This is a genomic window from Undibacterium sp. WLX3042, assembly GCF_049544825.1.
Classification (GTDB): Bacteria; Pseudomonadota; Gammaproteobacteria; order Burkholderiales; family Burkholderiaceae_D; genus Undibacterium.
In genome coordinates, this window is the sequence record NZ_CP186698.1 from 3,042,507 (window position 1) to 3,055,245 (window position 12,739).

Here is a 12,739-nt window from a genome sequence, read left to right on the forward strand (position 1 = left end):
ACCTGTACCGACAAATCCACATAGGAGCACACGATGATAGACGTTTATTCCTGGCCGACGCCGAATGGTCACAAAATTCACATCATGCTGGAAGAATGCGGTCTGGCCTACCGCGCGATTCCGGTTGATATCGGTGCTGGCGACCAGTTCAAACCGGAATTTCTGGCGATCTCGCCGAATAATAAAATTCCTGCGATTGTGGATGCCGATGGCCCCGACGGACAGCCGATTTCCTTATTTGAATCCGGTGCCATTTTGCTCTATCTCGCCGGGAAAACAGGACAATTTCTTGGGAACTCGGACAGAGAAAAATATGAAACACTGCAATGGCTGATGTTTCAGATGGGTGGCTTCGGCCCTATGCTGGGTCAGGCACATCATTTCCGTATTTATGCACCGGAAAAAATTGAATATGCGATCGACCGGTACACTAATGAAGCACGAAGACTGTACGGTGTGATTGATAAAAAACTTGCGCGCACTGCTTATCTCGCTGGCGAAGAGTACACAATTGCCGATATTGCAGTCTTCGCGTGGGCGCGATCATTTGCCAATCAGGGGATAGACTGGGCCGATTTTCCGGATGCAAAACGCTGGTTTGATACTATCAGCGAGCGCCCGGCGGTGCAGAGAGGCGTACAGGTTCTCGCCAATTTACGCAAACCATTAGAAACTGATAAATCAAAAGACATCTTATTTGGCAAAACCCAGTACGCTAAAAAGTAATTTTAACCAATCACAGATGGAAGCGCGGCGAAGATAAAATCCGCCCGTTTCCCACCAGGATATATATGCGCCGACCTGTAAAACGAAACAGAATCAAGCTCGCCGCAGAAAGCCAGAGACTGGTGAATTTGTCGCTGGCAGTTGCTCAATCCGCGAGTCGTATAGAGGATCTGACCTGGCAGGAAAAGCTTGATATCTATGTTTTAAAAAATCTGAAACAGCATCATCAGGAAATTCTTGATGCGGCGGCCGAGAATTTATTTGCCTCTCATCCGAATGGTTATGAAGTTCTGATTGAAACACTGGAAACCGTCAGTACCTGCGCCAGCGTTGAAGTACAAGGCAAAAAATTCATCGCCTTACTCATCGCAGCACCAGTGCTTGCCTGGACCCGCTTTGAAATCGCATCCGGGGCAATTCCGGCCGACATACTGTCGCAACTTGCAGGGCAACTCACAAACAATATGCTGATGCCTGCAACCAGACTGCGTCTGCTGCCGCATTTATATTCCATCGATCAGTTACCGCGCAATCACTGCGAGACGTATGCGCTGCTGGAACGTCACGCGATGGCTTTACTGAAAGACAGCAGTTATCCGGTTGAAACAGAGCACGCACAAACCGTCCCATTTCTGGCAGATATACGCTATGTGTTGGGTGTGCTGGTGGCACCAGCGGAAGCGCCGATTTTCCAATGGCAGGCCTTAGAGGCCCCCTATGATTGCGCGAAGGCAAAAAGTAATTCCCTGCTTGTATGGCAAGAACAGGCTGCCCCTGCGATCAAACACCTGCTGCCTGGATGTAGCATTGAACTCCTGTTACCAGAAGCGTTTTACACCGCTTGTCGCGAAGCGGAGATCAGGATACGTCCGGCATCCATACGTTCGGCAGTCTTTTATCTGACGCAGACATTGAACAAAGAAGCGTCACAACTCAGCATCGTGATTGCCTCTTGCGGCGTGCAGGACACCCCCGGGCAAGTAGATGAGTTCAGGATCAGCTTTTGTCTTAGCGATGCTCCCGAAGTGATCTACGGCGTGGTCTGGCCACTTTATCAGGCGGAAGATCAGCTTGCTGCGGTCAGCCTCGATGAAAACGGAAAACTGATCGGTGAAATCCCGGAAATACTGGCGGATTGCGGCATTCGTCAGATTATCCAGTTAGACGAAATTTTTGCGATGGAATTTTGTGATGATTGCGGCACACCTTTGTTTGCTGACCGTGATGCTGAACTGGTACATCCTGAAATGCCGGAAGACACCCCGTCTCCGGGTACAACGCACTTCCACTGACCCCTCCCGACATTCATCAGCCCGGAAATTTTATTTTGGGCTGATGTTTATTTCGTTTGAATACTCAGCAAAATTCTCTGTTCAGCTTCGCCCGAATTGATATTTTTTCAGGCAAGCACAATTGCAGTCACCAAAATTTAAATCCGTTGTACAATAAGTTCTGAACGGTCGTGCTTTTTTAAATTTCAATCTGAAACGGATCTGCCGTGCAGAGTCAAAATCAGAAAGAAATGATCAAAGTGCATTAATCAGTCAGTAAGAAAAAACCGTCAATCATCCAGGCATTCAACCTCAGGAGACAATATGGATTTGAATTACACACCGGAAGATATCGCCTTCCGGGATCAGGTGCGCAGTTATCTGGAAGCAAACCTCCCGACTGACCTGCAGCAAAAGGTATTGAACCACAAACGCTTATCCAGAGAAGATTTCGTCCGCTGGCACAAGATACTGGCAAAACAGGGCTGGGTTGCCACAGGCTGGCCAAAAGAATATGGCGGTACCGGCTGGACGCCGACGCAACGTCATATTTTCGAAGAAGAATGCGCGCGCGCAGGCACGCCTGCGATCCTGCCATTCGGCGTGAATATGGTGGCACCGGTCATCATGGCGTTTGGTAATCAGGCACAAAAAGACTATTACCTACCGCGTATCCTGAATTGCGATGACTGGTGGTGTCAGGGTTACTCAGAACCAGGTTCCGGCTCAGATCTCGCATCACTAAAAACCCGTGCTGAACGTGTCGGCGACCATTACATTGTCAATGGTCAGAAAACCTGGACCACGCTGGCGCAGCACGCTGACATGATTTTCTGTCTGGTACGCACAGAGCCTAACGGTCGCAAGCAAGAAGGTATTTCTTTCCTGCTGATCGACATGAAAACCCCGGGTATCACCGTACGCCCTATCATCATGCTCGACGAAGATCATGAAGTGAATGAAGTGTTCTTCGACAACGTCAAAGTACCTGTACAAAACCTGATCGGCGAAGAAAACAAAGGCTGGACTTACGCAAAATATCTGCTCGGACATGAGCGCACGAATATCGCCGCGGTTGGCCGGGCAAAACGCGAATTGCAATTCCTAAAACGTATCGCTGCGGAACATCATAAAAATGGACAACCGCTGATCGATGATCCCGTGTATGCGAATAAAGTCGCGAGTCTGGAAATCGAAATCATGGCGCTGGAAATTACAGTGATGCGGGTGATTTCTCAAGATAGTGGTCGTCCGGGGCCGGAAGCATCTTTACTGAAAATCAAAGGTACAGAGATACAACAGCGACTGACAGAATTAATGGTCGAAGCAGTCGGCCCGTATGCGCAGCCGTTTGATCCGGCTTTCCTCGAAGGCGAGAATGAGCACAGCATTATGGATGACGACGATGCTGCTGCCCTCGCCGCTTACTACTTCAACTTCCGTAAGACCTCCATTTATGGTGGTTCTAACGAGATTCAAAAAAATATCATTACCCAAATGATTTTAGGACTGTGAGGAGAGCACCATGGATTTCGCATTAACACAGGAACAGACACAATTTGCCGAAGCAGTCCGTCGTTGGGTAGAAAAAGACTACGGCTTTGAGCAACGCAAACATATCATCGCTTCCGCTGAAGGTATATCAGCAGAAGCCTGGTCAGCACTGGCAGAACTTGGGGCGACAGCCCTGCCTGTTCCTGAAGATCAGGGTGGATTCAGCGGCAGCGCGATCGATATGATGGTCGTGATGCAAGAACTTGGACGCGGCTTGGTCATCGAACCGTATTTCGCAACCGTGTTTGCAGCTGAGTTTCTGAAGCAAGCAAAAGCGCATTTCGACGTGCTGGAACAGGTTGCTGGCGGAGAGATCAAACTCGCGGTGGCCCTGCATGAGAAACAATCACGCCACGATTTAAGCGATATCGCAACGACAGCAACAAAAGCTGGCGATGGCTATACGCTGAACGGTAAAAAAACCGTGGTATTACATGGTGCACAGGCCGATAAATTGATCGTTTCAGCGCGTAGCATCGGTGCTGCACGAGACAAGAGCGGCATACAGTTATTTATTGTCGATGCCAATGCCGCAGGTGTAACGCGTCAGGATTACCGCACCATCGATGGTTACCGTGCTGCGGACATCAGTTTTACCAACGTTCAGCTTCCTGCGATAGCCTTGCTTGGCCGCGAAGATGGCGGCTGGGAATTACTCGATGCAGTCTCCGACTACGGTGTTTCTTTGTTGTGCTCAGAAGCGATCGGCATTATGGAAGCCATCACCTCGGCAACGCTGGAATATCTGAAAACCCGTCAGCAATTCGGCGTCCCTATTGGCAAATTCCAGGTGCTGCAACACCGGATGGCAGACATGTTCATGGAAATGGAACAGGCGCGTTCAATGGCAACGCTGGCTGCCGTTAAAGTGTCGTCTGGCAATGCGGAAGAACGTCGCCGCACCTTGTCTGCAGCCAAAGCACGCGTTGGTCAGGCTGCGAAATATATAGGCCAGCAGGCGGTGCAATTACATGGCGGCATGGGGGTGACCAACGAATTGCCTGTCGCGCACATGTTCAAACGACTGACCATGATAGAGCTGTCGCTTGGCGACACAGATCATCATCTGGCCCGCTTCGTTGCACAGCCTGGTTTTAAAAACGCTGCATGATAAAAAAGTCCCGACCCTGCTCGGGACTTTTTTCTATGTTCGTCACACCAGTGCGGCGAATATCTTTTGAGCAGCGATAGGAAAGACAACACCTGAATATTCATGCGCCTGACAGAGGAAAAAGCCGCTGTGAAGCGCATGAATACTCAGAGTATGCTCAAAAAATGCTAAAAAATCAGATAAAAACCGAATAAAAATAATGTCATCAAGGAGACCGCATGACGACCAAACAATTCACCTGGTATTTTGAAGACTTCATTCCCGGCAACGTGATTCCGCTCGGACAGCGCACTGTCACCGAAGAAGAAATTATCCACTTTGCACAGCAATTCGATCCACAATCTTTTCACATCGACAAGGAAGCCGCCAAAGCATCCATCTTCGGTGGTGTCATCGCCAGCGGCTGGCACACCTGCAGCATGATCATGCGTATGGTGGTCGATGGTTTCATTGCTGATTCGTCGAGCATGGGTTCACCCGGGGTAGACGAAGTGCGTTGGATACTACCAGTACGGCCCGGCGATACACTAACTGTCAGCGCCGAAACTGTTTCCGTCAAACCGTCTTCCTCGAAACCAGATCGCGGTGTCGTCAACACCGTCTGGAAGGCCGTCAATCAGAATGGTCAGCTCGTCTGCACCATCAAAGGTATGGGCATGTTTGGTCGCCGCCCGCAAGCATCAGGAGCATGATATGCGTGAAATCAAATCCCTCGCAGAACTCAAATCGCTCGTCGGCACTCAGGTAGCAAGCTCAGACTGGATCAGTATCTCACAGGAGCGAGTCAATACCTTTGCCGATGCCACTGGCGATCATCAATGGATACACATCGACGTCGAACGGGCAAAAAAAGAATCCCCGTTTGGTGGTCCGATTGCCCACGGTTTCCTGACGCTCTCTTTATTGCCTATGCTGATGGAAAATGCGTTGCATCTCAGTTACGTCAAAATGGGCGTGAATTATGGACTGAATAAAGTCCGCTTTCCGGCTCCGGTGCCGGTCGGCAGCCGTTTGCGGGCGCACCTGACACTACTGCAAATCGATGACATTAAAGACGGTGCGCAAATGACGTGGGAAGTCAGCATAGAACGTGAAGGCAGCGACAAGCCAGTCTGCGTTGCAGAGTCGATTGCGCGTTGTTATTGATCAGGAAAATTTTAAGCTCAAAAAATGGCAAATCAGCGTTCACGATTTGCCATTTTCCATCTCCATCATTCAAACCGAGACATTACTTCGCCCACGAGCTGTAAGGCTGCTTCAGCAAATTCGCATTCGCGTAGCGACGATCATGGCTGACTTCTTCCCCCAGCCATGCAGGTCGTTCAAATACCTGATCTTCGGATTGCAATTCCACCTCCGCAACCACTAAGCCAGCGTTGTCACCAAAAAATTCATCAACCTCCCAGACCAGCTCGCCAATAAGAATCCGGTAACGGTTTTTCTCTATCAATGGTTGCTGACATACCTGATCAAGCAAAGCCTGCGCGTCCGCCACAGGAATAGGATACTCCCATTCACCGCAGGCAATACCTGTCGACAAGCCTTTAATCGTCAGCATCGCAGTATCACCGTCAATCCGCACGCGCACGATACGCCCGGGCTCAGCGCTGATGTAGCCCTGACGCAAATAAGTCGCCACGCCCTGCTGCTTCCACTCATCGCCAACGACGAGAAACTTACGTTCTATTTCTATCCCCATGTCCTTTTTACCTTATTGCTTTGCGTCATATCAAACCAGTATTTTCCCTGCTTTTAGCGTTGTAAAAGACTATGCACGAAAAAAAAGACACCGCGCAAATACTGCCGGTGTCTTTTTCTTTATTGATAAGTCGTATCAGCTATTCAAGGAAGCCAGAATCGGCTGTAACATCGCCTCACCCAGTTTGATACTACGAGCACCATCCCATCCGGTTTCTGCATCCGGCAAATTCGCATTGTCTTTGAACGGTAATTCCAGTGTCAGCGATACACATTTAAAGGTGTGACCAATATACTTGGAAGCCAGCTTCAACATGTCTTCATTGTATTTCGATGCTTCATAACCAAATTTGGTCTGGAAATCAGGGCTGGCAGCGCAGAAGCTATCAACAAACACTTGCTGCTCTTTTGCCTGCTTCTCAGTGAAACCTTCAATCATTTCACTACCTGCCACAAATACGTACGGCAAAGCCTCGTCGCCATGAATATCCAAAAACAGATCACAGCCAGTTTCGTGAATCTTGTTTTTGACGTGGAAAACTTCAGGGCTGGTTTCCAGTGATGGCGTCATCCACTCGCGATTCAGATTGGCACCAGCCGCATTCGTACGCAGATTGCCTCGCGCAGCACCATCAGGATTCATATTCGGCACGATATACAGCACGGCCTTTTGCAGAATACTGCGTGCAATTGGGTTCGCCTGATCAAGCAAAGCGCCCAGCATACCTTCGACCAGCCATTCTGCCATCGTTTCGCCCGGATGTTGACGAGCAATAATCCAGACCTTTTTCTCAGCAGCCGGGTCACCAACGACGACCATATTCAAATCCCGGCCATCGACAGTGTTGCCGAGATCTTCCACCCGTGCCAACGGAGAATGCTGCACACTGCTCAGCAAATCGAGGTGACGCTCCCAGCTGTATGGCTCGAAATAAGCGTAATAGACGCTGTCATATTCGGGCGTATGACGTATCGTCATCACCTTTCCATCAAATTCAGTATCGACGCGGAACCAGGTTTCACGGTCATAACTTGCTACCACACGATAATTTTCCCATCCCTTGGCATAAGTCGCCTCGCCTGCATTCAGAATACGCATCACTGCTTCCTGATGGCGCGCACCTTGCAAACGGAAATGAAACCATTGCCAGATATCGGCATGTGAATCTTTACGCAACTTCAGATCGATTGCCCCCGCCTGTTCTGCTCTCACGACCTCGATCGCTCCCGCGTCGAAATTCTGACTGATTTTTATTGTCATCATATTTATATTGTTTGGTTTTATTCCCTACCGTAGCGCCAATTCACGACCAGCAAAGTCATAAATACACGCATACGACCTGTGTGACCGTATTTTTACAGCTTTTCAGAAAATATGAAAATATTTTAGTCAGATTTTCAAAATAAATTGTTAAATTCTTTTGGGGATTTTCTGCACGACGTCACTGGCAAGCATGGTAAAAACGCCATTCATGCACTATAATCTTTGGCTCGGAGTCGGGGCGTAGCGCAGCCTGGTAGCGTACTTGCATGGGGTGCAAGGGGTCGTGTGTTCGAATCACACCGTCCCGACCAATAAAATCAAGGACTTACAAATTTAAGGTTTGTAAGTCTTTTTTATTTTGTGGCATTTGGTAAGAGGTTTGGTAAGAAAAAATCGGAGACTCTGAATTGAAGTACTAATGCAAGTTCTGGCGCTATTGGAAAACAATCTTCAATAAATATGCTTACGGGGCTGGTAGTAACATTAAGCAAACACATTTTGTGCATTCGATTTCACCCTATTTCCGCATGAACATCAAATCATCCAACCGGACAAAATCTACCGCTTTAAATAAACAGCGAAAATAACCAACCACTATGCTCTGTTAGCGGTTGCAATCTTTCATACACAATCAAACGTAGTCACAACACTCGTAAACGGACTGAGCGCAATCAAACTAATCTCTTTTTGTGCACACGCCTGAATTTTCCTAAGACTAGTCATTTATACAATCCAGAGAAATTAATTCTAGGATTTGATCTCGCCCTACACTCTTTCCGCTCTGACAAATTCCTGATGCTCTTAATACATTGAGTAGCAGAGTTCATATACATAAGAAATTCAAAATCTTAGATTTTAGTTTGGTAAAAATACGACAGAATCTAAAATCTAAGTTATTCAAAAAGTGCTTTTACACTGTTTTCCAGATCACAGCAGGTAGCCATAGTGGACACCTGTTTTGTTGGTTGTTCTTGAAGACATTTTTCAAATGATTACTTTTGAAGTTTCTGGTACATCTTATTTACCGTTTGTGCATGAAATGGCAATGACAACTCGTCGTCAGCGACACGGTTTATCAAAACTAGCGGAAGAAATAGCAACACTAACCATCTCAAATGGAATGTGTTCGCATGCTGGCGCAACTGGTAGGAAAAAACAGAAGGCACTCGCTGAGTCAGCTCCAAACGCACAAGATCAAAGATCCTCCAAAGATGAAGAACCTCGTGTGATCCGTTTAAAAGAAGTCATCAAGAAGGTTGGACTTTCGCGAAGTACGATCTATAACCTCATCGAGGACGGGCGCTTCCCGCAAAGATTACAACTACTCGAACGAGCGATAGGGTTTTATGAGCACGAGGTTGATGCATGGATCCTCCAATTAGGAAGGAAGGCGTAATGAAGCCATCTATCCAAACAAACTTAGTGTTACGGATGCAAAAGCTTGGAAAAAATTATCGAACCAAAAATGATCCAGAAATACTTCATAAGGCGGCTAAACATAATCTACGTGAAATCAACGCAGAGTTGCAGCCTGATTCGACGAGTCATATCAATTCAAAACTCAGTCATCTCAACCGGATATTGCGTGGAAAATCGACCGCGTGGGAGATTGCAAAGGAGAGCGAGCGATTAATGGCCGAGGCAAATGCTAAAGTCAAACGTGTCGATAACATACGCGGTGTGGAATTGGTTTTTTCATTACCAAACCGATTTGCGTTCAACGGCAACGCATGCTTCGAAGACTTTGTGTTGTGGGTCGAGTCACACTTCCCAAACCTCCCTATTCTCTCGGCAGTAGTGCATTGGGATGAATCAACACCACATATTCACGTGATACTGCTGCCATTGGTCGATGGAAAGCTACAAGGTCACGTAGTAATGGGCAATCGCAGTCAAATTAATAAAATGCGCGAGAGTTGCTATGCTGTAGTTGGCAAAAAGTATGGGATGGAGTTAACCAAACGAGACAAGCTTGATATAGTTAAAACTAAACAAATCGCATCTGAAGCAGTTGATAAAATCGTTGCTAACCCAAAGCTCCTGAATGACATGGAGATTAAAGATGAACTCTTAGCTGTCATCGAAAAAAATCCCTATAAGCTTGCTGGTCTCATTGGCAATGCTCAATGCAAGAAGCCACCTAAACCTAGAAAACAAACATTCGTGGGCATTATGACCTCCAAAGTCAAACCAGATAAACAGCCCCACCCTAGACCAAGGCTGTCTGATAGCTAGATGCTAATGAGTGCCCCTAACCTGCCTCATACGTTCGAGGCATTCTAATGTTTCAGTATGAGTTTTGAAGGTACGCAAGCCAAGGTACGCAGATAGTACGCAAGCAAATCATCACGCGCACCAATGGCAAATATTATTTGCTACGTTGCAAAGATAGATAGCAGGTGACATCCCATCATTCGCAACAGAATGATGGGATGTCAATTTGCGAAATATTTATGTATAGTTCACATTGGCTTCGGCTCGAATCCATCGTGGCTACCGTTCCGGTTTAGTCGGTAGTGCAACAAACGAGAGAGCGCCGGACGCGATAGCAAGAACGGGAACCTTGCTCCGAAGCCTCACTGGTTCAATGTGTATTAGTGCCGATTTAATCTAATCTGACAGTTACAAATACTAGGTCAATTAACTGTTAAATCTGGGCCCGTTATCTCTTCAAATATTCTTGTTAAAAAGTTTTAAGCATCAACAAAATCGTTAAATTCAACAGGCCATTGTTGTGGTTGAATTCCTTTGAGCAGACGCTGTATTTCTTCGACGATCTTCATATCGACATGTGGACTGACCTTCTGAGGTAATGACTGTCCTGGATTTTTTTTGAACCGTTTGAAGAATGACCGGATATCCACTTTATTGTTGGTTTGTTCGGGCAAAACACGACAAGCGTCCATCCTCGACACGGCATAGATGAAACTGGTAACGATGTTACTTTCGGTTGCCCACGGGAATTGAGGCATCACGACGAACTCTAACCAATCAATCACGCTATCGCTCAGTTTAAGATCGCGCAACTCATTAAAGCTGATCAGCCAATCTTTATCTGGTGTAGCGTCTAATAAGCTCAACAATCCAGATGGTGATAAGGTTGATCCCGGAGTCGCAACATACACATGCTGTGGCTCAAATGCCTTCTCTGCATCATCCGGCTTTTTCCGGAGGAAGGCTGGGATATCATAATCCGTAAAAGTTTCTGAAGTCTTTATCCTATCGCTGACTAACTCTCGACGGAACACAGCTGCCTTATAACTTCCGGAATCGACTACCAAAGGATCGATCGTTCTCAATCTTGTTTGTCCTATTCCGCTATGGCCTGCTGGCACCATATGTTTCACTTGAGTTAGCGTCGGCATATCGTTCGCTTTCTCCGACTCCGGCCGTTCATGGATTAATAAGAAGTTCGTATGCGCTGTCACCAGCTGATAATCTAATGCAATTTTTTCTGCTTCAGCGTTGTCAGGGCTGATGAACGATGAAGCATTCAGTCTGGCGTTAGCAGCTATTCGCGACAGTTGAACATCCGTCGTTGTCACGGATGACATATCGAGTGTTCCAAGCTCTTCCGGCAATGTACTCCCCGCTCGCTGTCCAAGCAGTTGCAAGACCCCTTTGGGCTTTTGCGCAAACAGTGCAAACACATGACAGGTATCACCCTCAAACAGCGTACTCGTGTTTTCTGATGTCCAGATTGGGGTGCACTCTTCCGGCCAGACACAGCTTAATGTGTCGAAATGCGGTGAACGTAAGCGGTTGAACATCCGCAAAACCGCCGGTTCGACAGCTTCGCTGGTCGCAACAAAGTCACACGCACCTTTTGTTGCATCCGCAAGTCGACGCAAGTGGCTCTCCGCAGGACTATTACCGACGCCAACAATAAATAACCTGTGTCCGGACTTTTTAGCAGAAAGAATGACGCTCGCTATATCGGAGATATCACCGTCCGTAATCAGTAAAACGTCACTCTGTAACAGATCATTTAACTCAAAAGTAGAACTGAGTGCTGCTTCCATTTCAGTGCCACCTAAATCTGCCTCAAGCCCGTCTATCCAACGCTGTGCGGCAGCTTTACTCGCGTGCGCTGACTTCCACATTACACGTGAGCGATGTTCTACGTGATTACCGAAACGACTGAGGCTAAAGCGATCACCATCGATCAAATTCTCTATAATCGACTTTAATGACCGGCGAGCTGCAGAAATACTGTCACCGGCCATTGAGCCAGAACAATCAACCAGAATTTTTACCGAAATATTTGCACTCGTATTTTGTGGGATCTGAGGGTAAAAACTGGCCAGCATGACATGTCGCTCGGCATTGACATAATCTGGCCCGGTAGTGACTACAGCGTTATCTGAAAGCTGATCCAGTACCAGTACAAAATCTTTATCTAAGGTTCCCTGACGACTAAGTGATATATAAGCAATACCACTCCGGTTTTTCTGCGCTACCAGATGACTGGGTGAGGCAATTCGTGCCTGTGCGAGCACGTCGTGCAGCCGAAGTTCGATGTCGAAGGGATAGTCCGCCGCCAAAGTATGTCGAGGTATCAGATGCTCGGGAATGTCGGATCTCTTCGGCACATAGGATTTACTGCCGTCATAGCGCGGCGCGATCACGGTCGGAATCAATAAACGCAAGCCTTGCTGTTCAAATTGCAGTGTTTGTGCGTACCGGATAAAGATGCTGCAATGCTCTTTCGGCGTAAGATTACCGAGATTCAGGCTATAACTGTGGTCGGAATTTTTTTCCAGCATTACCGCTGTGTCGCCAGACGATAACGCTTCCTCATACTCAACTTCGGCCTGTTTTTTCTCGACCACGATACCTGTCAGCTTTTTGTCTCCTAGAGTCACTTCAACACTCAGCAAGACCGCGCCCCACGGCAATGGAAAGGTATAAATCACTTCGGCATGGGAGGACATGTGGTTATAAAACTGTTGCGTCATCTGCATGTCGAGCATCAGGCCTCGCACGTCGCCGCTCATACGAATACTTTCTAGTATGAACTCTTTACCATTCGTCGTTTTCAGGCAGGCATATTGAAGCGTATTCATCTCTTTCCCTTACATACACATTGATATTTCAAAGAGCAAAAAACTCGAT

The 12,739-nt window shown here is 47.4% G+C and carries 11 protein-coding genes and 1 tRNA gene; 9 read left to right on the forward strand and 3 right to left on the reverse strand.

The features are described 5' to 3' along the window. Positions 1-33 precede the first annotated feature (33 nt). The 6 genes from ACPAOP_RS13730 to ACPAOP_RS13755 all read left to right on the forward strand — a co-directional run bounded on the left by ACPAOP_RS13730 (position 34) and on the right by ACPAOP_RS13755 (position 5,808). The gene (locus tag ACPAOP_RS13730) at positions 34-726 is read left to right on the forward strand and encodes a glutathione binding-like protein (RefSeq protein ID WP_423708394.1); all 693 of its coding nucleotides are present in this window, start codon (positions 34-36) and stop codon (positions 724-726) included. A 65-nt stretch (positions 727-791) separates the two neighbouring features. Continuing rightward, the gene (locus ACPAOP_RS13735) at positions 792-2,018 is read left to right on the forward strand and encodes a DUF2863 family protein (RefSeq protein ID WP_423708395.1); all 1,227 of its coding nucleotides are present in this window, start codon (positions 792-794) and stop codon (positions 2,016-2,018) included. Between the two features lie 303 nt (positions 2,019-2,321). After that, entirely contained in the window at positions 2,322-3,512 is a 1,191-nt protein-coding gene (locus tag ACPAOP_RS13740; RefSeq protein ID WP_423681817.1) for an acyl-CoA dehydrogenase family protein, read from the forward strand. Positions 3,513-3,522: 10 nt separating this feature from the next. Beyond that, positions 3,523-4,662, forward strand: coding sequence for an acyl-CoA dehydrogenase family protein (locus tag ACPAOP_RS13745; protein WP_423708396.1), 1,140 nt, complete (start codon positions 3,523-3,525; stop codon positions 4,660-4,662). Between the two features lie 218 nt (positions 4,663-4,880). Continuing rightward, a complete protein-coding gene (locus ACPAOP_RS13750) occupies positions 4,881-5,354 on the forward strand; it encodes a MaoC family dehydratase (RefSeq protein WP_423681815.1) in 474 nt (157 codons plus the stop codon). A 1-nt stretch (position 5,355) separates the two neighbouring features. Next, a complete protein-coding gene (locus tag ACPAOP_RS13755; RefSeq protein WP_423708397.1) occupies positions 5,356-5,808 on the forward strand; it encodes a MaoC family dehydratase in 453 nt (150 codons plus the stop codon). Positions 5,809-5,890: 82 nt separating this feature from the next. Here the strand turns inward: ACPAOP_RS13755 and ACPAOP_RS13760 are convergent, their stop codons facing one another. Together ACPAOP_RS13760 and ACPAOP_RS13765 are read right to left on the reverse strand one after the other, a co-directional pair. Next, positions 5,891-6,361 carry a CYTH domain-containing protein gene (locus tag ACPAOP_RS13760; protein WP_423708398.1) on the reverse strand — a complete coding sequence of 157 codons (471 nt, stop codon included), beginning with the start codon at positions 6,359-6,361 and terminating at the stop codon, positions 5,891-5,893. 135 nt (positions 6,362-6,496) lie between these two features. Beyond that, positions 6,497-7,621 (reverse strand): M14 family metallopeptidase, encoded by a 1,125-nt coding sequence (locus ACPAOP_RS13765; RefSeq protein WP_423708399.1) that lies wholly within the window; start codon positions 7,619-7,621, stop codon positions 6,497-6,499. 237 nt (positions 7,622-7,858) lie between these two features. Here ACPAOP_RS13765 and ACPAOP_RS13770 point away from each other — a divergent pair. The 3 genes from ACPAOP_RS13770 to ACPAOP_RS13780 all read left to right on the forward strand — a co-directional run bounded on the left by ACPAOP_RS13770 (position 7,859) and on the right by ACPAOP_RS13780 (position 9,859). Continuing rightward, positions 7,859-7,935: transfer RNA gene (locus tag ACPAOP_RS13770), tRNA-Pro, on the forward strand. A gap of 647 nt (positions 7,936-8,582) precedes the next feature. Further along, positions 8,583-9,020: a helix-turn-helix transcriptional regulator gene (locus tag ACPAOP_RS13775; protein ID WP_423681811.1), complete on the forward strand. Its 438-nt coding sequence runs from the start codon at positions 8,583-8,585 to the stop codon at positions 9,018-9,020. Then, on the forward strand, positions 9,020-9,859 hold the full coding sequence (locus ACPAOP_RS13780) for a plasmid recombination protein (protein ID WP_423681810.1): 840 nt from the start codon (positions 9,020-9,022) through the stop codon (positions 9,857-9,859). The genes ACPAOP_RS13775 and ACPAOP_RS13780 overlap by 1 nt, the downstream gene beginning before the upstream one ends. Before the next feature lie 458 nt (positions 9,860-10,317). On the opposite strand, the gene ACPAOP_RS13785 is transcribed toward ACPAOP_RS13780, so the two are convergent. Then, positions 10,318-12,690, reverse strand: coding sequence for a VIT domain-containing protein (locus ACPAOP_RS13785; protein ID WP_423708400.1), 2,373 nt, complete (start codon positions 12,688-12,690; stop codon positions 10,318-10,320). Between the last annotated feature and the right edge of the window lie 49 nt (positions 12,691-12,739).

Excerpts from the sequence above, each read along its gene's own strand:
- ACPAOP_RS13730 (WP_423708394.1), top strand. The coding sequence starts at position 34 with ATGATAGACGTTTATTCCTGGCCGACGCCGAATGGTCACAAAATTCAC.
- ACPAOP_RS13735 (WP_423708395.1), top strand. The coding sequence starts at position 792 with ATGCGCCGACCTGTAAAACGAAACAGAATCAAGCTCGCCGCAGAAAGC.
- ACPAOP_RS13740 (WP_423681817.1), top strand. The coding sequence starts at position 2,322 with ATGGATTTGAATTACACACCGGAAGATATCGCCTTCCGGGATCAGGTG.
- ACPAOP_RS13745 (WP_423708396.1), top strand. The coding sequence starts at position 3,523 with ATGGATTTCGCATTAACACAGGAACAGACACAATTTGCCGAAGCAGTC.
- ACPAOP_RS13750 (WP_423681815.1), top strand. The coding sequence starts at position 4,881 with ATGACGACCAAACAATTCACCTGGTATTTTGAAGACTTCATTCCCGGC.
- ACPAOP_RS13755 (WP_423708397.1), top strand. The coding sequence starts at position 5,356 with ATGCGTGAAATCAAATCCCTCGCAGAACTCAAATCGCTCGTCGGCACT.
- ACPAOP_RS13760 (WP_423708398.1), bottom strand. The coding sequence starts at position 6,361 with ATGGGGATAGAAATAGAACGTAAGTTTCTCGTCGTTGGCGATGAGTGG.
- ACPAOP_RS13765 (WP_423708399.1), bottom strand. The coding sequence starts at position 7,621 with ATGACAATAAAAATCAGTCAGAATTTCGACGCGGGAGCGATCGAGGTC.
- ACPAOP_RS13780 (WP_423681810.1), top strand. The coding sequence starts at position 9,020 with ATGAAGCCATCTATCCAAACAAACTTAGTGTTACGGATGCAAAAGCTT.
- ACPAOP_RS13785 (WP_423708400.1), bottom strand. The coding sequence starts at position 12,690 with ATGAATACGCTTCAATATGCCTGCCTGAAAACGACGAATGGTAAAGAG.